The organism is Amycolatopsis methanolica 239, from assembly GCF_000739085.1.
Taxonomy (GTDB): Bacteria; Actinomycetota; Actinomycetes; order Mycobacteriales; family Pseudonocardiaceae; genus Amycolatopsis_E; species Amycolatopsis_E methanolica.
In genome coordinates, this window is record NZ_CP009110.1 from 3,245,955 (window position 1) to 3,271,228 (window position 25,274).

At 68.8% G+C, this 25,274-nt stretch carries 30 protein-coding genes and 2 pseudogenes; 13 read left to right on the forward strand and 19 right to left on the reverse strand.

Annotated features, from left to right (window positions below):
- The 8 genes and pseudogenes from AMETH_RS15635 to AMETH_RS42595 form a co-directional block, all read right to left on the reverse strand.
- Positions 1–759, reverse strand: coding sequence for an aspartate/glutamate racemase family protein (locus AMETH_RS15635; RefSeq protein ID WP_020486780.1), 759 nt, complete (start codon positions 757–759; stop codon positions 1–3).
- A 3-nt stretch (positions 760–762) separates the two neighbouring features.
- Positions 763–2,208, reverse strand: coding sequence for a sodium:solute symporter family protein (locus AMETH_RS15640; RefSeq protein ID WP_038532149.1), 1,446 nt, complete (start codon positions 2,206–2,208; stop codon positions 763–765).
- A gap of 115 nt (positions 2,209–2,323) precedes the next feature.
- A complete protein-coding gene (locus tag AMETH_RS15645; protein ID WP_017987813.1) occupies positions 2,324–2,998 on the reverse strand; it encodes a hypothetical protein in 675 nt (224 codons plus the stop codon).
- 25 nt (positions 2,999–3,023) lie between these two features.
- Positions 3,024–4,379 (reverse strand): amidase, encoded by a 1,356-nt coding sequence (locus tag AMETH_RS15650; protein WP_017987814.1) that lies wholly within the window; start codon positions 4,377–4,379, stop codon positions 3,024–3,026.
- Between the two features lies 1 nt (position 4,380).
- A complete protein-coding gene (locus AMETH_RS15655) occupies positions 4,381–5,580 on the reverse strand; it encodes a dipeptidase (protein WP_017987815.1) in 1,200 nt (399 codons plus the stop codon).
- A complete protein-coding gene (locus tag AMETH_RS35780; RefSeq protein ID WP_017987816.1) occupies positions 5,577–6,572 on the reverse strand; it encodes an Lrp/AsnC family transcriptional regulator in 996 nt (331 codons plus the stop codon). The genes AMETH_RS15655 and AMETH_RS35780 overlap by 4 nt, the downstream gene beginning before the upstream one ends.
- Before the next feature lie 155 nt (positions 6,573–6,727).
- The gene (locus AMETH_RS41500; protein WP_267283513.1) at positions 6,728–7,267 is read right to left on the reverse strand and encodes a family 1 glycosylhydrolase; all 540 of its coding nucleotides are present in this window, start codon (positions 7,265–7,267) and stop codon (positions 6,728–6,730) included.
- Positions 7,233–7,622: pseudogene (locus AMETH_RS42595) on the reverse strand (family 1 glycosylhydrolase); the annotation flags it as partial. The pseudogene AMETH_RS42595 and the gene AMETH_RS41500, both read right to left, overlap by 35 nt.
- On the opposite strand from AMETH_RS42595, the pseudogene AMETH_RS15665 reads away from it, so the two are divergent.
- Together AMETH_RS15665 and AMETH_RS15670 are read left to right on the forward strand one after the other, a co-directional pair.
- Positions 7,618–8,289 (forward strand): annotated as a pseudogene (locus AMETH_RS15665) (IS256 family transposase); the annotation flags it as partial. The pseudogenes AMETH_RS42595 and AMETH_RS15665 overlap by 5 nt on opposite strands.
- A 109-nt stretch (positions 8,290–8,398) precedes the next feature.
- The gene (locus AMETH_RS15670; RefSeq protein WP_017987818.1) at positions 8,399–9,025 is read left to right on the forward strand and encodes a prepilin peptidase; all 627 of its coding nucleotides are present in this window, start codon (positions 8,399–8,401) and stop codon (positions 9,023–9,025) included.
- A 121-nt stretch (positions 9,026–9,146) separates the two neighbouring features.
- On the opposite strand, the gene AMETH_RS15675 is transcribed toward AMETH_RS15670, so the two are convergent.
- Together AMETH_RS15675 and AMETH_RS15680 are read right to left on the reverse strand one after the other, a co-directional pair.
- A complete protein-coding gene (locus tag AMETH_RS15675; RefSeq protein ID WP_017987819.1) occupies positions 9,147–9,704 on the reverse strand; it encodes an HD domain-containing protein in 558 nt (185 codons plus the stop codon).
- Between the two features lie 10 nt (positions 9,705–9,714).
- Positions 9,715–10,056, reverse strand: a complete 342-nt coding sequence (locus AMETH_RS15680) for a hypothetical protein (protein ID WP_017987820.1) — start codon at positions 10,054–10,056, stop codon at positions 9,715–9,717.
- Between the two features lie 183 nt (positions 10,057–10,239).
- Here AMETH_RS15680 and AMETH_RS42600 point away from each other — a divergent pair, with 183 nt between their 5' ends.
- From AMETH_RS42600 to AMETH_RS42610, 3 genes are all read left to right on the forward strand, one after another.
- A complete protein-coding gene (locus AMETH_RS42600) occupies positions 10,240–10,530 on the forward strand; it encodes a transposase (protein WP_038532151.1) in 291 nt (96 codons plus the stop codon).
- Between the two features lie 68 nt (positions 10,531–10,598).
- On the forward strand, positions 10,599–10,931 hold the full coding sequence (locus AMETH_RS42605; protein ID WP_410468252.1) for an IS3 family transposase: 333 nt from the start codon (positions 10,599–10,601) through the stop codon (positions 10,929–10,931).
- Positions 10,834–11,421, forward strand: a complete 588-nt coding sequence (locus AMETH_RS42610) for an IS3 family transposase (protein ID WP_410468250.1) — start codon at positions 10,834–10,836, stop codon at positions 11,419–11,421. The genes AMETH_RS42605 and AMETH_RS42610 overlap by 98 nt, the downstream gene beginning before the upstream one ends.
- 36 nt (positions 11,422–11,457) lie before the next feature.
- On the opposite strand, the gene AMETH_RS15695 is transcribed toward AMETH_RS42610, so the two are convergent.
- Positions 11,458–12,057: a helix-turn-helix domain-containing protein gene (locus tag AMETH_RS15695; RefSeq protein WP_209436876.1), complete on the reverse strand. Its 600-nt coding sequence runs from the start codon at positions 12,055–12,057 to the stop codon at positions 11,458–11,460.
- 200 nt (positions 12,058–12,257) lie between these two features.
- Here AMETH_RS15695 and AMETH_RS15700 point away from each other — a divergent pair, with 200 nt between their 5' ends.
- From AMETH_RS15700 to AMETH_RS15715, 3 genes are all read left to right on the forward strand, one after another.
- Positions 12,258–12,722 carry a glycine-rich domain-containing protein gene (locus tag AMETH_RS15700; protein WP_026153957.1) on the forward strand — a complete coding sequence of 155 codons (465 nt, stop codon included), beginning with the start codon at positions 12,258–12,260 and terminating at the stop codon, positions 12,720–12,722.
- 14 nt (positions 12,723–12,736) lie between these two features.
- Positions 12,737–13,687: a phosphotransferase family protein gene (locus AMETH_RS15705; protein ID WP_017987824.1), complete on the forward strand. Its 951-nt coding sequence runs from the start codon at positions 12,737–12,739 to the stop codon at positions 13,685–13,687.
- A 303-nt stretch (positions 13,688–13,990) separates the two neighbouring features.
- A complete protein-coding gene (locus tag AMETH_RS15715; protein ID WP_017987826.1) occupies positions 13,991–14,302 on the forward strand; it encodes a hypothetical protein in 312 nt (103 codons plus the stop codon).
- A 12-nt stretch (positions 14,303–14,314) separates the two neighbouring features.
- Here AMETH_RS15715 and AMETH_RS36820 read toward each other — a convergent pair whose 3' ends face one another.
- Positions 14,315–15,172, reverse strand: a complete 858-nt coding sequence (locus AMETH_RS36820) for a helix-turn-helix domain-containing protein (RefSeq protein ID WP_081617753.1) — start codon at positions 15,170–15,172, stop codon at positions 14,315–14,317.
- Between the two features lie 272 nt (positions 15,173–15,444).
- On the opposite strand from AMETH_RS36820, the gene AMETH_RS36825 reads away from it, so the two are divergent.
- The gene (locus tag AMETH_RS36825) at positions 15,445–15,741 is read left to right on the forward strand and encodes a GntR family transcriptional regulator (RefSeq protein ID WP_081617754.1); all 297 of its coding nucleotides are present in this window, start codon (positions 15,445–15,447) and stop codon (positions 15,739–15,741) included.
- A 41-nt stretch (positions 15,742–15,782) separates the two neighbouring features.
- On the opposite strand, the gene AMETH_RS40195 is transcribed toward AMETH_RS36825, so the two are convergent.
- Genes AMETH_RS40195 through AMETH_RS15735 form a run of 3 tightly spaced genes read right to left on the reverse strand, consistent with a single transcriptional unit; the run spans position 15,783 to position 17,895 of the window.
- On the reverse strand, positions 15,783–16,460 hold the full coding sequence (locus AMETH_RS40195; protein ID WP_017987828.1) for an arsenate reductase ArsC: 678 nt from the start codon (positions 16,458–16,460) through the stop codon (positions 15,783–15,785).
- A gap of 2 nt (positions 16,461–16,462) precedes the next feature.
- Positions 16,463–17,536 (reverse strand): ACR3 family arsenite efflux transporter, encoded by a 1,074-nt coding sequence (gene arsB, locus AMETH_RS15730; RefSeq protein ID WP_017987829.1) that lies wholly within the window; start codon positions 17,534–17,536, stop codon positions 16,463–16,465.
- Positions 17,533–17,895: an ArsR/SmtB family transcription factor gene (locus tag AMETH_RS15735; RefSeq protein ID WP_017987830.1), complete on the reverse strand. Its 363-nt coding sequence runs from the start codon at positions 17,893–17,895 to the stop codon at positions 17,533–17,535. Before AMETH_RS15735 ends, arsB begins: the two co-directional genes overlap by 4 nt.
- A gap of 98 nt (positions 17,896–17,993) precedes the next feature.
- Here AMETH_RS15735 and arsM point away from each other — a divergent pair, with 98 nt between their 5' ends.
- Positions 17,994–18,809 (forward strand): arsenite methyltransferase, encoded by an 816-nt coding sequence (arsM, locus tag AMETH_RS15740; protein ID WP_017987831.1) that lies wholly within the window; start codon positions 17,994–17,996, stop codon positions 18,807–18,809.
- 48 nt (positions 18,810–18,857) lie between these two features.
- Positions 18,858–19,370, forward strand: a complete 513-nt coding sequence (locus AMETH_RS15745; protein WP_017987832.1) for a DinB family protein — start codon at positions 18,858–18,860, stop codon at positions 19,368–19,370.
- Here the strand turns inward: AMETH_RS15745 and AMETH_RS15750 are convergent.
- Genes AMETH_RS15750 through AMETH_RS15760 form a run of 3 tightly spaced genes read right to left on the reverse strand, consistent with a single transcriptional unit; the run spans position 19,360 to position 22,987 of the window.
- Positions 19,360–20,397 carry a flavin-containing monooxygenase gene (locus AMETH_RS15750; RefSeq protein WP_026153959.1) on the reverse strand — a complete coding sequence of 346 codons (1,038 nt, stop codon included), beginning with the start codon at positions 20,395–20,397 and terminating at the stop codon, positions 19,360–19,362. The two genes, AMETH_RS15745 and AMETH_RS15750, sit on opposite strands and share 11 nt — an antisense overlap.
- A 41-nt stretch (positions 20,398–20,438) precedes the next feature.
- On the reverse strand, positions 20,439–21,659 hold the full coding sequence (locus tag AMETH_RS15755; protein WP_017987834.1) for an MFS transporter: 1,221 nt from the start codon (positions 21,657–21,659) through the stop codon (positions 20,439–20,441).
- The gene (locus AMETH_RS15760; protein ID WP_017987835.1) at positions 21,656–22,987 is read right to left on the reverse strand and encodes an FAD-dependent oxidoreductase; all 1,332 of its coding nucleotides are present in this window, start codon (positions 22,985–22,987) and stop codon (positions 21,656–21,658) included. Before AMETH_RS15760 ends, AMETH_RS15755 begins: the two co-directional genes overlap by 4 nt.
- A 106-nt stretch (positions 22,988–23,093) precedes the next feature.
- Between AMETH_RS15760 and AMETH_RS15765 the strand changes: the two genes are divergently transcribed.
- Positions 23,094–23,936, forward strand: coding sequence for a helix-turn-helix domain-containing GNAT family N-acetyltransferase (locus AMETH_RS15765; protein ID WP_017987836.1), 843 nt, complete (start codon positions 23,094–23,096; stop codon positions 23,934–23,936).
- A gap of 16 nt (positions 23,937–23,952) precedes the next feature.
- Positions 23,953–24,522 (forward strand): hypothetical protein, encoded by a 570-nt coding sequence (locus tag AMETH_RS15770; RefSeq protein ID WP_017987837.1) that lies wholly within the window; start codon positions 23,953–23,955, stop codon positions 24,520–24,522.
- Between the two features lie 11 nt (positions 24,523–24,533).
- Here the strand turns inward: AMETH_RS15770 and AMETH_RS15775 are convergent, their stop codons facing one another.
- Positions 24,534–25,001 (reverse strand): NUDIX hydrolase, encoded by a 468-nt coding sequence (locus AMETH_RS15775; RefSeq protein ID WP_026153960.1) that lies wholly within the window; start codon positions 24,999–25,001, stop codon positions 24,534–24,536.
- Between the last annotated feature and the right edge of the window lie 273 nt (positions 25,002–25,274).

Genomic DNA, 25,274 nt, shown 5'->3' on the forward strand with positions numbered 1-25,274 from the left:
TCAGCCGACCACCAGATCGCCGAGCGTGGCGCCGGCCGCGAGCTTCCGCGGCGTCGGATAGGCGGTTTTGCTGTGGCGCCAGCCGAACTGTGCGCGGGCGTGGGCGATGGCGAGTGCGGCCTTGACCGGGTTCACCACCGGCACCCCGAGCTTCGCCTGGAGATCGGCGTCCAGTTCCAGGAAGGCCATGCTCATGCAGCCGAGCACCAGCACGTCGGCACCGTCGCGGTCGACGAGGGTCCGGCCGGCTTCGGCCGCCCGCAGAGCGGATGCCTCCCGGTCGGTGCCGAGCTCGAGGACCGGGACGTCCACGACGGCGATGCCCGCCAGCGAACCGGTGAGCCCGGCGTCGGCGACCAGTCGGCGGATGGGGTGCACGACCCCGTCGGCGACCGTGACCACCCCGAACCGGTGGCCGAGCATCGTGGCCAGATGTGCGGAGGCCGCGCCCGGGCCGACCAGGATCGCGCGCTCGGTCAGCTCGCAGAGCGCGTCCAGGCCGGGATCGCCGTAGCAACCGAGGATGATCGCGTCGGCACCGTCGGCTTCCAGCCGCGTGACCAGTCGTGCGGTCTGCTCGACCGACACGTACTCCTCGTAGGCGGATTCGATGGAGGCAGGTCCGGACGGGACGTCCTGCACGGTGACCTCGGCGCCTTCGGGCGCCCAGCGCCGGAGGATTTTCTGACGGCGCTGGACCTCCGCGCCGCCCAGTGCCGTCCTGGACATCGGGCCGGGAACTACGTACACGATGCGCATGGTTCACCTCTCACTCGGAACGGGGGAGACCCGCGGGCGGGGCGGGGGAAAGAACGTGGTGAGCGCTTGCTCGCCGGGGCCGCGAGTGCGCAGTGACACGACGACGAACACCACCAGGCTCACCGACACCCCGGGGATCACCGGGTCGAGCCCAGCCGGCTTCCCCGCGACGAACCAGGCCAGCGCGACCACGAAGCCGGCGCACATCGACGCGATCGAGCCGGCGGCGGTGGCACGCCGCCAGTTCAGTCCGACCACGACGGTCGCGAAGAAGAACGAGGCGACCAGCGAGGCCTGGAGCGCCACCACGAACTGCACCAGCGCGAGCTGGCGCAGCGCCAGGAAGACCGGGATGATGCCCAGCACCAGCACCGCGGCCCGGGTGAGCCACAGCTGTGCCCGGTCCGACAGCCGCCACACCTCGCGGAGCAGGTCGTTGGTCAGCGCGGAGGCCGACACGATCATGATTCCGGAGACACTGGAGGCGATCGCGCCGAGCACCGCGATGATCAGCAGCGCGCCGACGATCGGGGGCAGCACGTCGGCGGAGAGCACCGTCGAGGCGATGTCCGGGGTCGGCAGCGACGGGAAGATCGCCCGGGTCGCCATGCCCAGGACGCAGACGGACAGGAACACGATGGCCTGGAACAGGAACGACCACCCCACCGCCCGGCGCACGGTCCGGATGTTCTTCATGGTGTAGAGGCGGGCGAGCTCGTAGGGCGTGGTCGCCTGAGCGAACAGGAACGCCAGCCCCAGCCCGAGCAGTGCGTTGGACGAGTAGAACCAGCCGGTCATGCTCGGCTGCACCTGGTGCACGATCCCGCCGATGGCGTCCGGCCCGAGCTGCATGAGCACGGCGGGCACGGCGGCGACGAAGCAGCCCGCCATCAGCAGCGCGTGCAGGTAGTCGGTGTACGCGGTCGCCCGCATCCCGCCGATCAGGACGAACAGCAGGGTCACGCCGATGGTGATCAGCACCCCGTACAGGAAGGGCATGCCCAGGATCGCGTGGAAGATCTGGCCGCCCGCCTGGTACTGCGCGGTGAGGTAGACGGTGTAGGCGACGATGATCAGCACGGCGGAGATCACGCTCGCCGCGCGGGAGTTGTAGCGCGCCCGGATGAACTCGGGCACCGTCTTGCCGCCGAAGCGGGCGAACTTCGGCGCCACGAACAGCACCTGCACGATCCAGCCCGCCCACAGCCCGATCACCACCATGCCGAAGCTGGCCCCGGTCAGGTAGTGAATGCCCAGCGTGCCGACGAACGTGCCCGCGCTCATCTGGGTCGCGGCGAGCGAGGCGCCACCGACCACGGAGCCGATCGACCCGCTCGCGGTCAGGTAGTCCCGGACGGTGCGGGTCTTCGCCCCGGACCACACGCTGATCACGATCAGCAGGACGAAGTAGCCGATCGTGACGCCCCAGAAGACGGACTGTCCCGGCATGGTCATTTCCCTTCGCGGTCGCGGCGGGTGTAGGCCCAGCAGAAGTAGAGGACGACCCACAGCACGGAGAACAGCACGTAGACGAAGAACGGCACACCGAGGGAGAACACGCTGTTCACCCCTTTCTCGCGAGCGTTTCGCGGAGCATCACGATGGCGGAGAAGGCGACCCCGAGCAGGATGATGAGCACGCCGGCCCAGCCGGCGAACCCCCGGCCGGAGGAGGGTTGGTCGCCGAGCCGGTAGGCCAGGAACGAGGGCACGCCGGCGAGGTCCCGTTGTTGCATGCCGCTGGACCCGATCACCACGGGGAACGGCTCGCCCTGCACGTGATAGCCGTCGGGTACTTGGTAGCGCAGCCGCACCACCCGGCTGCCGTCGGTCGGGGCGTCGGGCACCAGGATCGGAACCTGCTCACCGCCGTGCTGCGAGACGGTGTAGGCGATGTCGTAGGACAGCGGCCCGGCGTGCGGTGCGGGGAAGCTGATGGTGTCCGCGCCGGCACCGGTGGTCGTCGCGGTGGGCAGGACCGCCGGCCCGGCACTGACCCGCAGGCCGGTGATCTCCACGCCGGGGAACTTGGCCACCAGGTGCCGGATCGGGCTGCCGGGGGCGATGTCGTCGACGGTGATCGACTCGGTGACCGTGACGCTTCGCGCCTGCGGCGCGGGCGTGACTTCGAGCTGTGCTCGGCGGAGCACGGGACCGGCGCCCTGCGCGGTCGCCGTCGCGGCCGGGGGCGCGGCGACCAGCGCGAGGCAGGCGATGCCGAACAGCAGGCGGTATCGCATGGGGACTCCTTGGGGGATGCGGTGCTCAGGCTCGGCCGGCGATGTCGAGTGACGGGGTGGGGAAACCGCCGCAGGCGGTCTCGTAGCGTTCGGCGATGGCGTAGACCGCGTCTTCACGGCCCTTCGGCCCGATCAGCTGCCAGCCCAGCGGCAGGCCGTCGAGGGTGCTGCCCGCAGGCAGGCAGAGGGCGGGGTGACCGCTGACGTTGAACGGGATGGTGCGGACACACGCGTCCAGCCCGGCCAGGTCCAGCACGGGATCCTGGACCGTGGCACCTCCGGGCATCGTGGGCGCGGCCAGCACGTCGGCTTCGCCGAGCACGGAGTCGACCCGCCTGCCGAACTCCTGCCGGGCCTCCAGCGCGTCCAGGTAGACCACCGCGGGTACGGCCCGGCCGGCCATCAGGTTGGCGAAGGTCGGCGGGGCGTAGTCGGCCTCCCGCCCGGGAAGCCAGTGGCGGTGGGCGTGCGCCGCCTCCGGTCCCAGGATTTCCACGCCCCGCCGCCACAGCTCGGTGATGCCGGGCAGGCTCACCTCCCGGATGCGGGCGCCCGTCGACCCGAGGACTTCCACCGCCTTGGCGAACGCGTCGCGGACCTGCGCGTCCGGGGTGGCGTCGAGGAGTTCGGTGATCACGCCGACCACCGGGCACAGGGGCGGCGGCCCGGCAGGCACCGGCCGCCCGGTGAGCACTGCCAGCAGCAACCGGTTGTCGGCCACCGTCCTGGTCAGCAGTCCGACGTGGTCCAGGGTGGCGGACAGTGGGACGAGACCCCGGCGGTCGATGCTGTCGCAAGTGGGCTTCATGCCCACGAGCCCGCAGAAGGACGCGGGCGCGCGGACCGAGCCGCCGGTGTCCGTGCCCACCGAGGCGTACCCGATCCCTGCCGCCACCGCGCTGGCGGATCCACTGCTGGACCCGCCAGCGGTACGGCCGGTGTCCCACGGGTTGTTGCACTGCCCGTGGTCGGGATGGACGAACCCGTAGGCGAATTCGAGCATGTTCGTCTTCCCGAAGACCACCGCTCCCGCGTCCCGGAGTCTGCTGTGGACAGCGGAGTCCACAGCGGCCTCGGTGCCGCGGAGAACGCGCGAACCCGCGAGCGTGGGAACCCCGGCGATGTCGAAGTTGTCCTTGACGGACACCGGGATGCCGGCCAGGGGACCGCCCTGGCCGGCTGCGATGGCCGCGGCGGCCTCGCGTGCCTGCCGCCTCGCCAGGTCCGCGAGCACCGTGGTGAACGCGTTGAGCTCGGGTTCCAGGACCTCCTGGCGGGCCAGCACGGCCTCCAGGAGGTCCTCGGGGGAGAGCTCACCGTGGTGCAGCAGCCGCGAGACCGTCGCGATCGGTGCGACCAGGAGATCGCTTCCGGCGTCCATGTCACCAGATCTGTTCGAGCGCGCGGACCACGTTGCCGCCGATAACGAGTTTGATCTCCTCGTCGGAGTAGCCGTGCTTCACCAGCCAGCCGACGATGTTGAAGAAGCATTCGGTCGGGTTCTCGAGCCCCGCGACGTAGGGCACTTCCTCGTAGTCCGGGCCGGCGTGCGCGTCGTGCACCCCCAAGTTGGATGCGAAGAGCTTGTGCAGCCCCACGTGGTCGCCGTAGAGGGTGTCCGGTCCGAACGCGACGTGCTCGATGCCCATCAGGTCGACGCAGTAGGTGAAGTGGTCCATCACCGACTCGAGGCTGTGGCGCGGGTGCTCCTTCGACAGTGATGTGTGCGGAGCCGCTTCGATGCCGAGCACGCCACCGGATTGCGCGCACGCCTTGAGCACGTCGTCCGGCATCATCCGCGGGGTCGGCCAGATCGCCCGCGCGCCCGCGTGGGTGATGAGGACGGGTTTCTCGGACACCTCGAAGACGTCCAGGCAGGTCTGGTCCCCGGAGTGCGACACGTCGATCGCCATGCCGAGCTTGTTCATCCGCTCCACCGCGCGCCGGCCGAACACGGTGAGGCCGCCGTCGCGCTTCTCCTTGAGACCGCTGCCCAGGGTGTTCGACTCCGAGTACGCGATACCCATCTGCCGCACGCCGAAGCCGTAGAGGATGTCGATCCGGTCGACCTCGTTCTCGATCGGCGTGGAGGCCTCCAGGCACAGCACGAGCCCCACCTGACCGTTCTCGTGCGCGGCCTGGATGTCGTCGAGGCCGTACACGACCCGCACGAAGTCCTGGTGCGCCAGATCGCATAACCGCATACCGATGTCGTAGAGGACGTCGTCCCACTTCCAGCCGCACTTGCTGGTGACGCAGGCGGTGCCGTCCATCAGGTTGTCGAACACGGCGGTCATGCCCGAGCGGGCCAGGCCCGCGTAGCCGGTGTGCTCGCGGCCGGTGCGGATGTACTCGCGGATCTTGCCCACGTCGCGCGGGAAGACCTGCGGGTGGTCGTGCAGGCTCACCACGATGTTGTCCTCGACGAGCCGGCGGGTTCGGGCCAGCTGCTCGGCGTCCAGGCCCTGGTCGTATTCCGGGACCCGGTCCAGTTCGTCGCTCAGCTCGAACGTCTCGTAGTCGACGCCGGGGGTGAGGTAGGAATACGACCGGTAGCCGGTGTACTGGGTGGCCTTGCTCATTCTTCTCCTTTTCGTGGTGCGTCGTCCGCGTGCGTGCGGACGGGCCTCGGCCGGTAGGCACGCTTGACCGAGCCGAGTTCGACGGTGGTTTCCACGCTCCGGACGCCCTCGAGACCGGCGATGGTGCCGGTGACGAACTCGTATAGCGCCGCGTGGTCGCGGAGGACGGCTTCGCAGACCAGATCGGAGGCGCCGGTGGTCGCCGAGACGTAGCGCACGGAGGTCTCGCGGCAGAGCCTGCGGGCGATCGCGCCGATCTTGCGCAGGTCCACGCGCATCCGGAGGAACGCCTCGATCTCGTAGCCCAGCAACGCCGGATCGATCAGCGGGCTGAAGGTGAGGTAGCCGCAGCCGACGAGGTGCCGCAGCCGCCGGGTGGCGAGGGACTCGGTGATGCCGAGGCGCTGCGCGAGCGTGGCGTAGGAAAGCCTGCCGTCGGTGGACAGCGCGGCGATGAGGTCGAGGTCCACGGCGGACAGTTCCGGGCAGGCCCCGCGGTGGGCCGCGGGCGGCGCGGACCGCGGGGTGACCGCGTCGTGGCCGAGGAGTTCGCGCGCCCAGTCGAAGCCGACCTTGAAGGTGCGCAGTACCGATTCGACACTGACCTCGAGCGCGCCCTGCAGCTCCCGGAAATCCTCGTGGATCACCCGCATCAGGTGATCCCGGTCGGTGCTGATCAGTTCGGCGAGCACGTCGAAGTTGCCGGCGAGCAGGACGACCAGCCGGGTGTCGGGACGCGCGGCCAGGCATTCGGCGACCGCCCGGGCATGCCCGGGCACACACTTGAGGTGAACCAGCACCGGGGTGCCGAAACCGCAGCGCAGCGGATCGGGAACGGCGACCACCCGGGCGCAGCCCGAATCGAACAACCGCTGTGCCCGGCGCGCGACCTTGCTTTCGGACAGTCCCAGCGCGCGGGCCAGGTTCGCCCAGGTTTCCCGGCCGTTGACCGCGAGCCTGGCGAGAATTCGCCGATCGGTTTCGTCGAGCATGCGACACATCCTCGATGCGGTTGATGAAGGATTCCGCTGTCAACGCCCATGATCGTGCGGCATCGCCGCAACTGGTGTCAATAAAGTGCGGGAATCCGGTATGGTGTTCCGAAAAACGGTGCGCCGCCGACCGGTCCCGAGCCCGGCTACGCAGGTCAGTGGCGTTGGTGGGACGTCATCGGGCGATGATGTTTTCCCGCATTTCGTTTCGGCCGGTGTCCCCGACGCCACGGTCGGCGTGACTGAGGAGACTTCTCACCAGGCGCGACGAGCACGTCCAGCTGCCTTTGGAGCGCTGGCTGCCGCTCGGGTGGGGCGACCGTCAGGAGGTCCTCCAGTGCGGCAGGCGCTCGTGGCACAGCACCATCGCGCGCTTGCGCGACCAGCATGTGGTGGTTGCGCTGGTAGGCCTCCGAGAGGGTGCCGCGTCCGGGCATGCCGAGGGCGGCTCCGTGCAGGACCATCATGTTCTGCTCGTTGATGGTGAGCCAGTAGTTCACCTTGCCGCCGTACTCCCGGAAGAGAATTCCGGCGTAGCGGACGAACGCTTCGACCGTGTCCCGGGAGTTCCACCCGCCACGGTCCTCCAGGGCCTGCGTGCCGGAGGTCGAAGTGGTACAGGGTGACGATGGGCTCGATGCCGCGAGCGAGCAGTTCGTCGATGAGCTGGTGGTAGAAGGTGATGCCGGCCGCACTCGGGGCGCCGTCGCCGTCGGGGACGATCTGGGTCCACGCGATGGAGAACCGGTAGGCCCGCAAGCCCAGCTCGGCGAAGAGTGCCACGTCCTCCTTGAACCGGTGGTAGTGGTCGGCGGCTACGCGGAAGTCGGAAGTTCCTTAGGGGAAGGTGACCCGGATGTCCTGAACGCACGGCCCCTTGTCGTCGGCATCGCAGCCGCCCTCCACATGGTAGGCCGAGGTCGAAGCACACCACAGAAATGCTGGTGGGAACGTCTTTTCCGTCACGGTGCCAGCACCAGGAGGATCTGGTCTTCGCGCACTTCGGCCGACGCGGTGGTGCGCATCTCGGAGTAGCCCGCGGTTTGCCATCGGTGTCACGGTGGACGGCCGCAAGGACGTGCTCGGCCTGTGGGCGGGCAGCGGTGGCGAGGGTGCCAAATTCTGGATGAGCGTCCCGGTCGATTTGAAAAATCGTGGCGTGCGGGACGTGTTCTTCCTCGTCTGTGACGGGTTGAAAGGCCTGCCCGAAGTGGTGGAACAAGTGTGGCCGGCCGCGATCGTGCAAACCTGCATCATCCACCTTATCCGCAATTCGTTTCGACTTACTTCGCGGAAATACACCGACGCGCTCAAACGGGATCTCAAAGCCATGTACGAGGCCCCCAACGCGACGGCGGCGGAAGCCGCTTTACAGGAACTGGACGACAGGTGGTCCACGCAGTATCCGGCGCTGGTCCGACTATGGCGCAACGCCTGGACCGAGTTCGTGCCGTTCCTCGATTACGACGTCGAGATCCGAAAAATGATCTGCTCGACCAACGCGATCGAATCACTCAACGCCCGCTACCGGCGCGCGGTGCGAGCTCGCGGCCACTTCCCAACCGAGCAGGCCGCACTGAAGTGTCTGTATCTTGTGACCCGCAGCCTGGACCCCACCGGCACAGGCCGCGCCCGATGGACGATGCGCTGGAAACCCGTACCCAACGCCTTCGCCATCACCTTCGGTGACCGCTGGCCGGACGCCGAAACCTACTAACCAAACCGCCAGAAACACCGATCACGGGATAGACCCGGCTTGCTTCCGGTATTGCTGGGAGCTAGGCGTCGCGTTCCTTTTTGCGCACATCGATTGGCCGGAGTGTCCGATGAATCCGTTCGCACTGGCGGGCTGGGCTGCCGTCGGTGCTGGTGTCGGCGCGGGGGTGGCGACAGGCACGCGGTTGCTGCTGCGGACGGGCGGGCTTGGCGGACGGGAGACGATCGCGTCCGCCGCTGTGACGGCGGTGCTGTTCGCCGGTCTGGGTCGGCGGTTCGGTTGGGGGATCGACCTGGCCGGCTACAGCTCGTTCACGGCGGTGGCAGTGGCCTTGGCGTTGATCGACTTTGTCGAACAACGGCTTCCCGGTGTGCTGACCTTTGCTGGCATCGTCGTGTTGGGGGGCACTTTCACCCTTGAGGCGGTCCGTACGGCCGGTTACAACGACCTGCTCCGAGCTGCGGCCGCGATGGTCGTTCTTGCCGCCGGCTACCTCGTGCTTGCTCTCGCGCTCGGTGGTCTCGGCTCGGGGGACGTCAAGCTCGCCGGGCTCCTTGGCCTCGCGCTGGGGTGGCAGAGCTGGAGCGCAGTCCTGGCCGGCACAGTGCTGGGCTGGCTGCTCGCGGGAATCGCACGTGCTCTGCTGCGGGCTACGGGGTCGGTGTCCCGTGATGCTGCAATGCCCCTGGGGCCCTACCTCGTGCTGGGTGCGCTGTTGGCAATACTTGGCGACTGAAGCCGTTCTGGAATAATCGGCCAGCGCGGCCGGCTATTTAACTTAGCTTGCCCTATAGGTGCAGTAATCTGTTAACTCCGCCATTGGGCATACGCGATTAAGGTGTCGTTTGGACGGTCTTTTACCGGTCACGCCACGCGAGCGGCGACAGCGAAGTCGCTGCCTCGGCGACCCGTTGGGCGGTTGCAGTGGACAGGCCCTTAAGCGCGCTGTCGATCCAGCCCTGGACGCGCTGAACGCCGACCTCGCGGTACTCGACCGCTTGGAGGAGCATCTCCAGCTTGTCGGCGTCGCGGGCGCACCGAGATTCCAGGGTTTCGGCCGTCTCGTACTCGTCGACGGCGTCCCGGACGGAGGTGCGGGCGGCGTCGGGCAGCCTGGCGGTTTGGTCGGCGGTGATCTGCTGCGGGTCGGGTTTGGTGAGGTAGGGCTTGACGGTGTGGGGGAGGTCGCCGGTGCGGGTTTCCTGGGTGTCGTGCCAGAGGGCGAGGTAGGCGGCGCGGGCGGGGTCGGCGCCTTCTTCGGCGGCCAGCAGTCCGGCGAGCTGGGCGACGCGCAGGGAGTGCTCGGCCACGGATTCGGGGTCGCGGACGCCGGCGTGCCACCAGCCCGAGCGCCGGATGCGTTTGAGGATGCCGAGCTCGTAGCCGAAGCTGGCGATGGCGCTTGGGTCGGACACGCGGGGGCTCCTATCGGTCGGCGATGCGGAGGGCGTAGTGCAGGCCGGCGAACTGGTCCCGCTCGGCGCGGGTGAGTTCGTCGGTGGACAGGCCCACCTCGACGGCCTCCTCGAGCGGCGGGCGCGGGTGGGGCCAGTCGGTCAGTCGTGACGGGCGTGAGGCTATCAACGTGAACAGGGTGTGCAGGTTGAGCGGTAGGTGGGGCGAGGACGGTGCGACCCGGCGGGTGAGGTGCTCCAGCAGGTGGACGCCGCCCCAGGAGCGGGGGTCGGCGTGCAGCATGAAGGCGTCGTTGACGTGGTCCTCGCGCAGTTCGCCGATCCAGTAGGCCCAGTAGTTCAGGTTTGCCACGTCGGGAGTCGAGCCTGTGGTCTGGCGGTGGTGAAGTGGCGCAGCACGTCGCCGTCGCCGCGGCCGGCCAGCGCGACCGAGGCGGAGCGGGTTTCCAGCAGCCGGTTGACGTTGTCTGAGCTTGTCCCCGTGGCTCGGACACCGGTCTTGAGGTGGCCTTGGGTCACCAGGAAGGATGTTGCGGTGCCTGCACCACACCCGCCTGAGTTTCGTCGTCGTGCCGTCGGGTTGGCCCGTCAGGGCTCCAAACCGGTCTCTGGGCTGGCCACAGAGTTGGGCATCAGCGAGTCATGCTTGCGCAACTGGATGGCCCAGGCCGAGACCGACGAGAACGGCTCAGCGAGCCGGTTGACGAGCGCGGAGAAGAAAGAACTTGCCGAGCTGCGGAAGAAAACCCGCCAGCTTGAGATGGAGAATGAGATTCTCAAACGCGCGGCTGCCTACTTCGCACGGGAGAACATCCTCCCAAAGTAATTTACCCGCTGGTCCGTGAACTCGCCGTGGACGGTATCGACGTCGCGGTGGCCTGCCGGGTATTGAAGGTGTCACGGTCGGGCTATTACGACTGGCGTGACCGGCCGCCCTCATCTCGAGAGCAGGACAACACGTTGCTGCTCAAGCACATCGAGGCCATTCACGCCGAATCTCGCGGCACTTATGGTTGGCCGCGAGTGCATGCCGAACTTGTCCTCGGGATGGGCGTCGGCGTCAACCATAAACGGGTGGCCCGGCTCATGCGCGAGGCCGACATCCAGGGTCTCTACCGACGTCGCCGCCGTGGCTGCACCGTCCGCAACCCCGCCCGAGGAAACCGCCGAGGACCTGGTCAACCGCACGTTCACCAGCAAGGGCCCGAATCGGCTGTGGCTGACTGACATCACCGAACATCCCACGAAAGAAGGGAAATTGTACTGCGCTGCCGTTATGGACGCCTATTCACGACGCATCATCGGATGGTCCATCGACAACCACATGCGCACCGAGCTGGTGATCGACACACTCGGCATGGCCACGCTCCGCCGCAAACCCGCACCCGGCAACACTATCCTCCATTCTAACCACGGATCCCAATTCACCTCCTGGGCATTCGGGCAACGACTCCGCGCCGCCGAACTCCTGCCCTCCATGGGCAGCGTCGGCGATTGTTACAACAACTCCATGATGGAATCCTTCTGGGGCACACTCCAACTCGAAGTACTCGACACGCAAACGTGGGAAACACGCGACGAGCTTGCCGCCGCGATCTTCGAACGGATAGAATGCTGGTATAATCCGCAACGGCGGCACTCCAGCCTGGGAATGCTCAGCCCTGTCCAGTTCGAAGCCCACACCCCCGAGCGACCGTCACCACAACACGATCGCTGACACCACACCCCACGTGTCCGACGAACGGGGACAAGCTCAGTCGGTGTGGATGGTCTGGCGGCTGGCGCGTGTCCACTCGGTGCGGAGCCAGTCGACGCTGGCGGGCCGCTGGTCGAAGCTGAGCAGGTAGATCGCTTGGCGGCGGAGCAGGGCTTGGTCGGGGCCGGAGGCGCGGTCGGCGAGGGTGAGCAGGTGGTCGAAGAAGCGTGCTCGCTCGTCGGGATAGAGCACGGGTTGCGACGCCGTTGGTCCCCGTCGGCGAGCGGGTACTGCCAGTGGGCGGAGTTGCTCGGGCAGAATTCCGGTGATCGGCCACGTGATCAAGTTCGTCAGTGACCGGCGATGCACGTTGGCGGCCAGGGGATGCTGCGCCGGGTCCAGCCAGGCCGGACCGGCGTCGACGGCCGCGGCGAGGACGACGTCGGCTTCGATGGCCTCGTGCAGATGCCGGCCCACGGACGCCGGCGCGCCGAGCCGGGTCAGGGTGGACCGGAGCCGGAGGAAGTCCCGGGTCTGCATCGCGGCGAGCGGCCTGCGGCCGGATTCCCACCCCTGCACCGTTGTGACGTCGACACCCGCGGCCTCGGCGAACTGATCTTGCGTCGCGCCCGCGGATTGGCGGGCGAGCTTGAGCACGAACCCCGCCACGACGCCCAGGCAGCGTGATCCCTGACTGCCGGTCGGTGTTCGTGACGCCCTCGCCATGCGTTCGCCCCCCAGGTCCAGCCTCGCCGTGGCCGCAACCCGTACTGACAGTCCGTTCTGCCGCGGCCGCCCCGATCGTCAGGTGTTCCCAAACGATTACGGCGAGTGATCGCACACGCTGAAGGAGGACGTTGACAGCAGTACTGAGCACCCCGATGACTGGCCAGTCCCTGGTCGAGCCCGCTTTGTTCGAGCGGTTGGTGAACCGGATCGTCGCCGAGCACGACCTCGCGCGCGGCCTTGCCGAACGCATCATGGACCAGGCGCTGGCCTTCCTGGCCGCGTGCGCCCGCAACACCGGTGACCCGCTCGCGCCCAGCGAACTGGTGGACATCGGCTGGCACACCTTCGTCCTGCACACCCACGACTACGCGGCCTTCTGCGACCGGATCGCCGGACGATTCCTGCACCACGTGCCCACCGCGGACCACGACCCGGCCGCCAGCGGCGACCCCGCCCGGGAGACGGCGGCACGGACGGTGGCGGCGATCGAGGCCGCGGGCTTCACGCTCGACTCCGAGCTGTGGCCGCAGGCGGCCGGGTGCACCGGTTGCCACAATGGCTGCCACGACGACCCGCCGCCCGCCCGCGACTGACAAGGAGCTCCACGATGCCTCGCAGCACCTGGGACGAGCTCCCCGCCACCGTGCGAGCCGCGATCGAACGCAAGGCCGGGCTCGTCGCGCGTGCCGAGGTCCCCTCGGCGGGACGCAACTCGGATTTCTCGGCCACGTTGCACCTGCGCTCCGGCGGAGTCGTGTTCTGCAAGGGCATCGCCGATGCCGAGGGCAAACGCGGTGCGATGCACCGCCACGAGGCGGACATCAACCCGTGGTTGCCCTCGGCCATCGCGCCGCGACTGCGCTGGCGCATCGAGGCCGACGGCTGGCTGCTACTCGGCTTCGACCGCGTCACCGGCGCCCACGCCGACCTCACACCCGGCTCACCCGACCTGCCCGTCGTCGCCGACGCGATGGCAGCGCTGGGTCAAGACCTCGCCGGCTGCCCAGGAACCGCTCCACGACTGGCCGACCAGTGGGCACGGCTCGCACCGTGGCGGCGGCTCGCCAAGGATCCGCCACCCGGCCTCGATCCCGTGAGAGCCTCGCAGCTCGTCCAGTGGGAGGCGCGGGCGATCGAGGCCGCCGATGGACACGACCTGGTGCACACCGACCTGCACTCGCTCAACATTCTGGTCTCCGGGCGCCGAGCCACTCTTATCGACTGGGCTTGGTCGCGCACCGGATCAGCGGCGGTCGACGTGGCGTTCCTGACCGCCCGGCTGATCGCCGCCGGCCACACCCCGCCTGCCGCCGAAGAGTGGGCCGAGGCGCTTCCGGCGTGGCAACGGACTCCACGGGCCGTCCGGACCGCGCTGGCGGTCGAGATCTGGGGAATCTGGGAGTACCAGGCCGCGCAGCAGCACCGCGACCTGTGGCGCACCCTCGTCCCGGCCGCCCGCACCTGGGCCACGCACCACCTGGACGACAACACAGCCTTCGAACACAAGTTCGATGACGTGTTAGCCTCGGGACATGAGCGTGGAGGGCCTGACCGGTGAGCAAAACGACGGGCTCGTCAACTACCGCGTCGATCCCCGCGGTGAGCGGGTCGTCGTCCTGCCCGCGACCTGCAGGGCGGGCCGACATTCCCTTGTCGTGGCGGGATACCGCGCCGTTGCCGACAGTGCTGGCGTCGCTGTCGAGTGCCAGACGTGCCGAGCCGAAGGCGTTTCTCCGGCAGCGTGGCTCTTCGGTACGGCCGGGCCACTCGCCGCGCGGGCCGAGTTCGATGACCAGCCGTACCTCGATCGACGGACTCGGGCGGACGCTGCGCTCCCGAGCTGGAAGTAGGGGGTCTGCGGATGCTGCACAGCCCCTACACCCGGTTCCGGGGCGACGACGACCACGGGCGGGTCCCGGTCATCACCCCCGTCTGGGTTCGGCTCGACGCCATCTACCTGCGAGTGCCGGGGGCGCCCATGCACACCGTGGTCACCGGCCTGGACATGACGGGCGAGGTACCCGGTCGACTCACAGGCTGGTTCTCCACCGCGAAGGGGGACTGGCTCGGCGTCGTCGACTTCGACATCCCGTACGCCGACCCGCGGCGGAACAAGCTCGAGGTCGTCGACCAACTCGTCCCGGCCTACGCCCTACGCCGCCGTGACGACTGACCGCGGTCAGTCTCAAGGCGATGTGGTTCTCAAATCCCGGAGAATATCTTCGAGGTGCCGGCGGGTTTCCTCCGGTGTCAAGGCTATTTGCTCGAGCGTGGCACCAAGCTGTCGGTAGCGTCCGACAATTTCGCGATCGGTCAGGAGGGTGACCGCCCCGAGGTGCTGGACGACGACGGAGCTCTCGCCATCGCCACGGTCGTAGAGCGCAAAAGGGCCAATCTGGCCGTCATGCCAGTCCGAACCCTCGAGCACGAGACGCACCGCGGCCAATCGCTGGTCGAGTACTTCTATCAACTGCCCAACCTGCTTCGCCATGACGGTCACTCCGCCGACTCGCCAGGTGAGTGCGGGTCGGCCGAGGAAAACTTCATACTTGGTTCGCCTGTCCTCGATCACTGCAGCCTGGCGTTCGGATTTGGAGGGCAAGTCGCTCATATTCGATGGAACCTGACGGGCGTAATCCTCACACTGCAAAAGGTCGGGGATGCGCAGAGGTGACCATTCCGTGATCGAGGTGGCTTGCTTTTCGAGCTCCATCGCGTCGGCAGTTTGATGCGAAATGCCGAAAAGGCCGTGAGTGCCACGGTTCGGAGTTGCCCGTTTCGGAGTGACCCACGTCGCGACCTGGAGCAGGTCTGCGCGTGCCTTTCCCGTGATTCCCAGGGCGCCGGCGAGTGCTTCCGTCTGCTCAGCGGTCGGGACAAGTGTGCCGTCGAGCCACCGGCTCACGGTGGTATGCGAGACACCGAGCTGGCGACCAACGTCTCGCGTGGTGGGCCGAGGCGAGCGAGCTAGCCAGTGCGAGCGCAGAAGACGCGCGAGCGGCCGGCCGTCGAGCTGTTTCGCCGTATCGGGGTGCCTCGGCATGAGTCAAGAGTACCGAAAAAGACCTTTGTCGGAACGACCCGGATGGGCTATTGCCCCTCTTGATGGCGCAATGCACCGTTGTTTGGTGCGTAAGTTTCCGCACCAAACTTTGGAGGGAAGATGTGGCGATGGATTTCGCATATTTGCGACAGCGTGCCTTCTCTGGCAAGAAGAAGTCGATCGCAAAGTGGTCCTCGCCATGCCATGCCTGAGCGTGTGAAGGTCGCGCTCAACGAGGAGAACGGCTGGGGACGCGTTCGCCGGAGTAGGCGATGACGGAAGAACGACGAACTCCGCAATATCTCTACCGGACAGTTTTCGAGCAGTTCAAGGCTCGAATCGAATCCGGCGAACTCCCTGCGAACACACCCTTCCCGGCCGAACGGCGCCTGGCGGCGGAACTCGGCGTCGCGCTAGGCACACTCCGCCACGCCACTCAGCTCCTGCGGGACGAGGGTCTCGTGGTCACGGTGCCGTCGAAGGGGACCTTCGTGCGCGAGGTCCGCGCCAGCCCGCGCTCGGCTGATCAGACGTCCGCGGCAATCTCCGGAGACGAAACCAGCCGATGAGCGGGTGGCGTGAACCAGGTGCCCACCCACCCTCGGCTGGATCACGCTCGTGCGGGCACGAGTTCGTCGAGCAGCGCACGCACGCGGCGGTCGATTTCGTCGCGGATGGGGCGTACCGCGTCGATTCCCTTGCCGGCGGGGTCGTCGAGTTGCCCGTCGAGGTAGCGCTTGCCGGGGAAGATGGGGCAGGCGTCGCCGCAGCCCATGGTGATGACGACGTCGGCGGCTTGGACGGCCTCGGTGGTTAGCGGTTTGGGGAATTCCTTGGTCAGGTCGAGGCCGAGTTCGTGCATGGCTTCGACGACGGCGGGGTTGATGGTGTCGGCGGGGGCGGAGCCGGCGGAGCGGACGGTGACGCGTCCGGCGGCGTGGTGGTCGAGCAGGGCGGCGGCCATCTGGGAGCGGCCGGCGTTGTGGACGCAGACGAAGAGGACTTCGGGCTTGTCGGACACGGTGGCTCCTTGGTTCTTGGCGGTGGCTTCCAGTCGCTGCCGGGCGAAGCGGGCGGCCAGGACGGGCAGGTGGGTGCGGATGCGAGCGGTGGCGGCGAGGTGGGTGTAGGAGTCCTCGACACAGTCGCGGACGGTTTCTGGCGAGAAGGTGCCGGTGAAGTGCCGGGCGATCTCGTCGGCTTCGCGGTTGAGCAGGGTCTGCACGTGGCGGTCGGTGAGGCGGCAGTCTTCGACGTCCTGGCAGGGTTCGCCTTCGATGTGGTCCATGGCTACTCCCGGGTGGCAGGGGTGAATCGGCGGCGCAGGGCGAGCGAGACGTAGACGAGCGCGACCAGGACCGGCACCTCGATCAGGGGGCCGACGACCCCGGCGAGGGCCTGGCCGCTGGTGGCGCCGAAGGTCGCGATGGCGACGGCGATGGCGAGCTCGAAGTTGTTGCCCGCCGCGGTGAAGGCGAGCGTGGTGGTGCGTTCGTAGTTCAGGCCGAGCGCCTTGCCGAGGGCGTAGGAGCCGGCCCACATGAGTCCGAAGTAGACCAGCAGCGGCAGTGCGATGCGGGCGACGTCGAGCGGGCGGCTGGTGATCTGGTCGCCCTGCAGGGCGAACAACACGACGATGGTGAACAGCAGTCCGTACAGGGCGACCGGCCCGATGCGCGGCAGGAACCGGGTTTCGTACCAGTCGCGGCCCTTGCCCCGCTCGCCGAGGCGGCGCGTGAGGTAGCCGGCGACGAGTGGGATGCCGAGGAAGATCAGCGTGGACTTCGCGATCTGCCACCCGGACACTGACAGGCTGGTGGTGTCGAGGCCGAGCCAGCCGGGCAGGATCTCCAGGTAGAACCAGCCGAGCGCGCCGAACATGATCACCTGGAAGACCGAGTTGAGCGCGACCAGCACGGCGGCGGCTTCGCGGTCGCCGCAGGCGAGGTCGTTCCAGATGATGACCATGGCGATGCAGCGGGCCAGGCCGACGATGATGAGGCCGGTGCGGTACTCGGGCAGGTCCGGCAGCAGCAGCCACGCGAGGGCGAACATCAGCGCCGGCCCGATGAGCCAGTTGAGCACGAGCGAGGGCCACAGCAGCTTCCGGTCGCGGGTGACTGAGTCCAGCTTGTCGTAGCGGACCTTGGCCAGCACCGGGTACATCATCACCAGCAACCCAAGAGCGATCGGCAACGAGATCCCGTCGATGGCCACGGCGTTGAGGCCGGTCTCCAGGCCGGGGATCCAGCGCCCGGCGAGCAATCCGAGGACCATCGCCGCGCCGATCCAGATCGGCAGGAAGCGGTCCAGCGTGGACAGCTTGCCGACGACGCCGGCGGGGGCCGTGTCGGTGGTGGTCACGCCGTCACCACCGAGCCCTCGGCGGGGGTGAGGACGGCGGACAGCCGGGCCAGGGTCTCAGGCTGGACGCGGTAGTAGATCCAGGTGCCGCGGCGCTCGCCGGTGATGAGGCCGGACTCGCGCAGCACCTTGAGGTGGTGGGAGATCGTGGGCCCGGTCAGCTCGAACGCGCCCGTCAGGTCGCAGACACACGCCTCGCCGCCGTCGTGGGAGGCGATCAGCGACAGCAGCCGCAGCCGCACCGGGTCGCCGACCGCCTTGAACACCTTCGCCAGGTCCGCGGCCTGCGGCTCGGACAGCGGTTCTCGTACCAGTGGCGAGCAGCACTCGGCGTCGACGATCGGCAGCTGTTTCGACATGCCCCTATCTAAACAAACTTCTATCTTGACGTCCATCTACCCAAGGTGCAGGCTTTTCATCGACAGACATCGATCGTCGTGGAACCGGAGGTGTCAGCATGGGCGAGCAGGCGCAGGACGTGCGGGAACAGGTGCGGGAGCGCTATGCGGCGGCCGCGGTGCGAGCGAGCACGCGAGCGGCGGCGTCGTGCTGCGGCGGCGGATGTTCCGGCGAGGTGCCCGACCTGACGGGCGGCTGGTACGACGAGGTGGAGCGGTCGTCTCTGCCGGAGGAGGCGGTGCTGGCCAGTCTCGGCTGTGGCAATCCACTGGCCGTGGCTGAGCTGCGCGAGGGTGAGACGGTGCTCGATCTGGGCTCCGGCGGCGGCATCGACGTGCTGCTGTCGGCGCGGCGGGTCGGCCCGGCGGGCAAGGTGTACGGGCTGGACATGACCGAGGAGATGCTCGCGCTCGCGCAGGCCAACGCCGACAAGGCCGGGGCGACCAACGTCGACTTCCTCAAGGGCCACATTGAGGCGATCCCGCTCCCGGCGGACCGGGTTGATGTGATCATCTCCAACTGCGTGATCAATCTGTCGGTCGACAAGCCCGCGGTGTTCGCCGAGATGTTCCGCGTGCTCAAGCCCGGCGGGCGGCTCGGCATCTCCGACGTCGTCGCAGAGGACCAGCTGACCGCCGCCGAGCGGGCCGAGCGCGGCGAATACACCGCCTGCATCGCCGGGGCGCTGTTGTTCGCGGAGTACCGGGCGGGGCTGGCCGAGGCCGGATTCACCGGGATCGAGATCACGCCGACACACGAGGCCGCCGAGAACATGCACTCCGCGATCGTCCGCGCGACCAAGCCCCACGAGGCGGTCGCGAGCCGGGCGCTGCCGCTGGTCACCAATTCCACTTCGGGTGAGTGCTGCGGCTGAGACCGGCCTCAGCCCGGCGGTGTCACGCTGAGCTGGAAGGGACGGGTCATGGATCGGCGGGCCGTGCACGAGCAGTGGGAACGCGACCGTGCCACCTTCCACGCGCTGCTGGCCGCCGCGACGGCCGACGACTTGCGCCAGCCGTCGCGCGGCACCCGGTGGACCAACCGGCAACTGTTGTTCCACATGCTGTTCGGCTACCAGGTGGTGCGGGCTCTGCGGTTGCTGGTGCGCGTGTTCGGGCGCCTGCCGGATCCGGTGAGCCGTGGGTTCGCCCGGGCGCTGGATGCCGCCGCGGTGCCGTTCGACGTCGTGAACTACCTGGGCTCCTGCGGCGGCGGCCTGCTCGGACCGCGGTGGATGACCTGGTGGTTCGACCGCATCATCGCGTCCCTGCACCGCAGCCTCGACCGCGCGTCCGAAGCCGACCTCGGGCGGGGCATGCACTATCCCACGCGCTGGGATCCGTTCTTCGCGCCTCGGATGACCCTGGCCGACGTCTACCGGTACCCGGCCCGGCATTTCGCCTTCCACCAGCGGCAGCTCACTTTCACTGCTTGAGCAGCCGCCGGGCCAGGTAGGCGGCGTCCCGGCCGACGCCGCGGATGGTGGCCGAGGAGAAGCTGCGCTGCCATTCCAGCCCGACGAACCCGAGCCCGGGATGGCTGGTGGACAGGCCACGGTGCTGCTTCGCCGCTCCGGTCGGGTCGAGGGCGCCGAGCTTGTCCAGGTAGGTCAGTCCAGGGCGGAACCCGGTGGCCAGGATGATGGTGTCCACCCGCTCATGGGTGCCGTCGCGCCAGGTCAGTGTGTCGCCGTTGATGGCGGTGAACATGCGCCGCTGGTCGGGCTTGCCGGCGTCGATCGCGGCCTGGTAGCCGCCGGCGTCGAGGACGAGCATGCTCGGCTTGGTGCGCAGCCACGGCCCGATGGGCAGGACGTCGAACCCGGTGACGGTGAACCAGAAGTGCACATCCCGGCCCAGCGGTTTCTGCGTGGCGTAGCGGATCGGCTTGCGCGTGGCGAGCGTGACGTGGGCGTGCGGCGCGAGGTCGACGGCGATCTGCACGGCGGAGTTGGCCGCGCCGACCACGACCACGCGCTGCCCGGCGAACGGGCTGGGTTCGCGGTACTCGCTGGAGTGCAGGACCGTTCCGGCGAACTCGTCAAGCCCGGGCAGCGCCGGCCGGTGCGGGGAGGTGAACGCCCCGGTGGCGGCGATGACGATCGGCGCGGAGAACTCGGCGCCGGCCTCGGTCGACACCAGGAACTCCCCGTCGGGCCGGGTCACGGCGGTGACCCGCTGGCCGGTACGCATGTCGGCGTCCAGCGCGGCGGCGTAGCGGCGAAGGTAGTCGATCACCTCGTCGCGGTGCGGGTAGCGGCGGGGGTCGCCGGGGAAGGCCAGGCCCGGTAGTGAGCTGTAGCGGGCCGGGGAGAACAGGTGGAGGCTGTCGTAGTAGTGCGGCCACGAGCCGACCGGTTCGTCACCGGCCTCCAGCAGGACGGGCTTGAGCCCGCGCGCCTTGAGGGCGTGGACCGAGGCGAGACCGGCTTGGCCGCCGCCGATCACAATGGCATCAGGCATGACAAAGAAACCCTTTCACTACAACGAGTTGAGAAAAGCAGCTACCGGGCAGACCGGCGGGGGATGCTCGCGAGGGAGAACACCACGGCCGCCGCCGCGATGAGGGCCAGCACGAGGAACGTGGGCGCGTAGCCGCCCAGCCCGGTGGCGATCGCGGCGCCCGCCCACGGGGCGAGCGACATCGTGATCGTCAGCGGCGCGGACAGCAGCCCCGTGAGCCGTCCATAGTGGACCGCTCCCCACCGGTCGGTGATCGCGGTGGCCTGCAACAGTGTGAACACGCCGCGGGCCATCCCGGCGACCACGGCCGCGATGACGAGCGCGGCTGCCGTGGTCAGCAGGCCCAGCACCGCCGTGGTGGCCGCCACCGCGGCGAGAATGATCGCGGTGCGGACACGGACGCTGGTGTGGCGGGTGAAGGTCGTGTAACCGAGGCGGCCCAGCACCTGCCCAGCCCCGCCGAGGCCAAGCGCGACCGCGGCGGCACCCGGGCTGAGCCCGCGCTCGGTGAGCAACGGCACCAGGTTGATCACCACCGCGAACGCGGCGAACGCCGACAGACTCAACGCCAGCACCAGCGCCACAAACGCGCGGCTGCGCGCGATGCGTCCAGGATCGGTGTGCTCCGCGTGCTCGGGGTGCTCGTGCGGTTCGGGATCCGGCCAGTGCCCCCGCAACCCCCACACGTGGCCCGGGATCGTGATCACCGCCAGGACGACGGCGAGCACGAGGTAGGTCTGCCGCCAGTCCAGATGGGAGGCCAGCGCGGCGGTCAACGGGGCGAACACCGTCGACGCCAGCCCCGCCACCAGGGTCACGATGGTCAACGCGCCCACCCGGCGAGGCCCGTACCAGCGGGTCAGTGCGGCGAACGCCGGCGGGTACAGCGTCGCGCCCATCGCCACCCCGGCCAGCAGCCACGCCGCGACGAACCAGGCGAGGTTCTGCGCGGTCGCGATCGCCACCACCGCGGGCACCGCGAGGACCGAGCCGCCGGTCATCAGCCACCGCGGCCCGTGCCGGTCCAGCCACCGACCCACCGGAATGCCGGCGAGCGCGGCGACCAGCTGACCACCCGAGAAACCCGCGGTGATCCAGCTCGGCGACCACCCGGTGGCCCTCGCGATGTCGGTGGCCAGCACGGGGAAGGCGTAGTAGAGCACGCCCCAGCTGGTGATCTCGGTGACGCACAAGGTCACCAGGACCCGGCGCAGCCCGGCCCTCGACAGGAAACCGGGCTGCGCGGACGCATCGACCGTCACCGGTCCGTCGAGGGGGCGGACAGCGAAATCAGCTCCGGCTCGGCCGGGGCGCCGCAGCACCCGCCCGAAGAGGCGTCGGCAGCGGGCTCGTCGAACAGGCCCGCCCCGCCGCACACCCCGGTCTCGGCGAGCACCAGCTCCACGCGGCCGACCGCCTCGTGGTCCCCGGCCAGTGCGGCGGCGATCGAGCGGACCTGCTCGTAGCCGGTCATGGCGAGGAACGTCGGGGCGCGGCCGTAGCTCTTCATCCCGGCCAGGTAGACGTTCGGCTCGGGGTGCGCGAGTTCCTTCGCGCCGTGCGGGTAGACGGTGCCGCAGGAGTGCACGTTCGGGTCGATCAACGGCGCGAGCGCGACCGGCGCCTGCAGCGTGGCATCCAGCTCCAGCCGCAGCTCCGACAGCCAGGACAGGTCCGGCCGGAACCCGGTCACCACGACGACCTCGTCTACAGCCCGGACCGTGCGGCCGTCCGGTGCGCGCAACACCAGCAGCCCCTGCTCGTCGCGCTCCACCGCCTCGGTGCGGAACCCGGCGACCACCTGCACCAGCCCGGCGTCCACGGCCTCCTTCGCGCGCAGCCCGAGCGCGCCGCGTGCCGGGAGCTGGTCGGCCTCGCCGCCGCCGAAGGTGTTGCCCACCGAGCGGCGGCGCAGGATCCAGCTGATCCGCGTCCCCTCCACACCGGTGAGCGCGACCAGCGCCGTGAGCGCGGAGTGTCCGCTGCCCGCGACAGCGACGTGCTTGCCGGCGAACCGGACGCGCACGGCCGGGTCCTGCAGATCCGGCACCTGGTAGGTGATGCGGTCGGTAGCAGCCCGCTCGCCCAGGGCCGGCAGACCGTCGCCGCCCAGCGGGTTCGGGTTGGTCCACGTCCCGGAGGCGTCGACCACCGCCCGCGCGGTGATCAGTTCCTCGCGCCCGTCGGTGTGGCAGACGTGCACCGTCAGCGGCTCAGTGTCGCGCCCGTGGTCGACCACGCGGTCCCGGCCACGGCGGGCCACCCCCACCACCTCGGCGCCGAACCGGACACGCTCGCCCAGCGCGGCGGCCAGCGGGGCGAGGTAGCGCGCGACCCAGTCCTGCCCGGTCGGATACTCGTCGGCGGCGGGGCGTTCCCAGCCGGCGGCTTCCAGTAGCCGGCCGGCCGCCGGGTCCACCAGCTCCGACCACTGCGAGAACAAGCGCACGTGGTTCCACTGCGCCACCGACGCCCCCGCCTGCGGACCACGCTCCAGCACCAGCGGCTCCAGACCCCGCTCCAGCAACTCGGCAGCGGCCGCGAGCCCGATCGGCCCGGCCCCCACCACCACGACGGGCAGCTCGCTCATCCCGACCCCTTTCATCGATCCAGCTCGATTGAGCACCGTTGCGGCAGACTCTATCGACCGGTGTCGATTGATGCAACCATCGATTCGGGTCGATACACTCGGGGGCATGACCACGACTGTCGCGCCCCAGGCCCAGGTTCTGCCGGACGGGGAAGCCGCCACCTACGCCGACTGGTTCGCCTGCCTGGCCGAACCGACCCGGGTGCGGCTGCTGCACGCGGTGGCCACCGCGCCCCGCGGGATCACCGTCGGCGCCCTGACCGAGCTGCTCGGGATCAGCCAGTCCACGTGCTCGCACCACGTGCGCAAGCTCGCCGACGTCGGGTTCGTGCAGGTCCGCAAGGAGGGCACCGCCACCATCGTCACGGTCAACGCGGCCTGCTGCGCCGGCCTCCCGCACGCCGCCGACGCGGTCATGGGGCTGCTCGCGCCGCGTCCGTGCTGCCCGGAAGACGTGCCCGCAGACGTCACCGTCCGGGCCCTGCGCGACGAGGACTGGCCCGCGGTCCGCCGCATCTACGGCGAAGGCATGAACACCGGCATCGCCACCTTCGAAACCACCGTCCCCAGCCGCGCCACCCTCGACGCGAAATGGATCGCCGGACAGCGCTGGGTCGCCGAGATCGACGGCACCGTCGTCGGCTGGGCCGCCGCCACGCCGGTCTCCACACGCGAGTGCTACTCCGGCGTCGCCGAAACCTCGATCTACGTCGCCGACGGCTACCGCGGCCGCGGTATCGGCAAAGCCCTCATCCGCCAGCAAGTCATCGCCCTCGACGAGGCCGGCTACTGGACCCTGCAAACCTCCATCTTCACCGAAAACCGCGCCAGCCTCGCCCTGCACCACTCCGCCGGCTACCGCACCATCGGCATCCGCGAACGCATCGCCCAGCGCGACGGCACCTGGCACGACACCGTCCTCCTCGAACGCCGCAACAACATCAGCTGACGGCCGGCCGCTGAGGATGAGCAACGCGTTCGACTACGCGAAGGCGCGCGGCACCCTGCGGGTGCTGCAGTTGGCGCACGACCGGTGGCGGGACGTGTTCAGTCAGTTGGACGGCATGAAGTTCGACGACCTCAACGGGCGCGAGGAGGTCGCGCACATCATCCGCGGGCCCGCAGTGGAATTCCTCATGTGGGCGCGGGGGCTGGACGACTTCTGCCGCGGTATGCCGGAGAGGAGAAACGGCAAACTGACCCCGACCCAGCCGTACCTCGCAGGATACGAAGCAGCACGGTCATCGGTCGAGGGCCTTGTCGACGGCGCCCGGTACGCCACCAACCGCGAGGTCCACCAGCTACTCGCACTCATGGAACCGAAGGGCGCGATGAGGTTCCCGATGTCCTTCCCGCTGGCGTTCGACCACTTTGGAGGCGTGCGATGGCTTCACGAGGTACACCTTCCAGCCGTGGACGAGGAGCGATCGGGGCAGCTCCAGCTTCGCCAGGCGTACGTCGACCACCTCGCAGGACAGAAGGTCGGCCCCACTCTCGATGATCTACGCGCCTGGTTCGAGGGCCAACTCACCTGACGGCTGCGGTGTCAGCTGAGCATGGCGGCAGGAGCCTCGGTCGCAGGCCAGCCGAGGATGGCGAAGGGTTGTCCGGTGAGGTAGGCGTGGATCCCGGCAGCGGGGTAGCTGATCAGGTCAGTGGGTAGGTTGTCGAGCGGGAACCAGTCGATGGCAGAGCACTTGTCGGGTTCCCGGTTGACCGTTTCACCGGTCCAGCGGGTGGCGAGGAAGAACAGCCCGAGGCGAGGCTCCACACCTGATCCGTTGACGTGAAGCGTGTGGACGTGCTGCAGGTCCTCGGGGTCGATGAGGACGCCGACCTCTTCTTCGGCTTCTCGTGCTGCGGCGTGCAGGACGGATTCGCCGGCGTCGAGTTTGCCGGAGGGCAGGTGCCACTTGCCGTCAAAGGCGGGGTTGGTGTCGCGGCGGCGGGTGAGCAGGAGGTTGCCGTTGTCGACGAGGAGTACGTGTACGTCGATGAGGTGTCGGTCGGCCACGCGCTGAGGCTACGCGGTGGCTTGTTCCGGTCGTGGGAGGCAGGACAGTGGGATCAGCTCGCAGGTGATGACCTAGACGACGAGATGCTCGGGGCGTGTCTCGAGCGTGGCCTGACCCTCGGCGTCAGGTAGGCGACCGCGTCGAGGTAAAGCGCTGCTTCCTTGCGCTTGTGTACCGGTTGACCGGACGCCGGGGCGAACTAGCGGCAGATGCGACGCACCGATCCGCTTAGGGCTTTACAGGAGATCGACACGAAAACGAGCGCTCACAGG

Excerpts from the sequence above, each read along its gene's own strand:
- AMETH_RS15635 (WP_020486780.1), bottom strand. The coding sequence starts at position 759 with ATGCGCATCGTGTACGTAGTTCCCGGCCCGATGTCCAGGACGGCACTG.
- AMETH_RS15640 (WP_038532149.1), bottom strand. The coding sequence starts at position 2,208 with ATGCCGGGACAGTCCGTCTTCTGGGGCGTCACGATCGGCTACTTCGTC.
- AMETH_RS15645 (WP_017987813.1), bottom strand. The coding sequence starts at position 2,998 with ATGCGATACCGCCTGCTGTTCGGCATCGCCTGCCTCGCGCTGGTCGCC.
- AMETH_RS15650 (WP_017987814.1), bottom strand. The coding sequence starts at position 4,379 with ATGGACGCCGGAAGCGATCTCCTGGTCGCACCGATCGCGACGGTCTCG.
- AMETH_RS15655 (WP_017987815.1), bottom strand. The coding sequence starts at position 5,580 with ATGAGCAAGGCCACCCAGTACACCGGCTACCGGTCGTATTCCTACCTC.
- AMETH_RS35780 (WP_017987816.1), bottom strand. The coding sequence starts at position 6,572 with ATGCTCGACGAAACCGATCGGCGAATTCTCGCCAGGCTCGCGGTCAAC.
- AMETH_RS15670 (WP_017987818.1), top strand. The coding sequence starts at position 8,399 with ATGAATCCGTTCGCACTGGCGGGCTGGGCTGCCGTCGGTGCTGGTGTC.
- AMETH_RS15705 (WP_017987824.1), top strand. The coding sequence starts at position 12,737 with ATGCCTCGCAGCACCTGGGACGAGCTCCCCGCCACCGTGCGAGCCGCG.
- AMETH_RS15715 (WP_017987826.1), top strand. The coding sequence starts at position 13,991 with ATGCTGCACAGCCCCTACACCCGGTTCCGGGGCGACGACGACCACGGG.
- AMETH_RS36820 (WP_081617753.1), bottom strand. The coding sequence starts at position 15,172 with ATGCCGAGGCACCCCGATACGGCGAAACAGCTCGACGGCCGGCCGCTC.
- AMETH_RS36825 (WP_081617754.1), top strand. The coding sequence starts at position 15,445 with ATGACGGAAGAACGACGAACTCCGCAATATCTCTACCGGACAGTTTTC.
- AMETH_RS40195 (WP_017987828.1), bottom strand. The coding sequence starts at position 16,460 with ATGGACCACATCGAAGGCGAACCCTGCCAGGACGTCGAAGACTGCCGC.
- AMETH_RS15735 (WP_017987830.1), bottom strand. The coding sequence starts at position 17,895 with ATGTCGAAACAGCTGCCGATCGTCGACGCCGAGTGCTGCTCGCCACTG.
- arsM (WP_017987831.1), top strand. The coding sequence starts at position 17,994 with ATGGGCGAGCAGGCGCAGGACGTGCGGGAACAGGTGCGGGAGCGCTAT.
- AMETH_RS15745 (WP_017987832.1), top strand. The coding sequence starts at position 18,858 with ATGGATCGGCGGGCCGTGCACGAGCAGTGGGAACGCGACCGTGCCACC.
- AMETH_RS15750 (WP_026153959.1), bottom strand. The coding sequence starts at position 20,397 with ATGCCTGATGCCATTGTGATCGGCGGCGGCCAAGCCGGTCTCGCCTCG.
- AMETH_RS15760 (WP_017987835.1), bottom strand. The coding sequence starts at position 22,987 with ATGAGCGAGCTGCCCGTCGTGGTGGTGGGGGCCGGGCCGATCGGGCTC.
- AMETH_RS15765 (WP_017987836.1), top strand. The coding sequence starts at position 23,094 with ATGACCACGACTGTCGCGCCCCAGGCCCAGGTTCTGCCGGACGGGGAA.
- AMETH_RS15770 (WP_017987837.1), top strand. The coding sequence starts at position 23,953 with ATGAGCAACGCGTTCGACTACGCGAAGGCGCGCGGCACCCTGCGGGTG.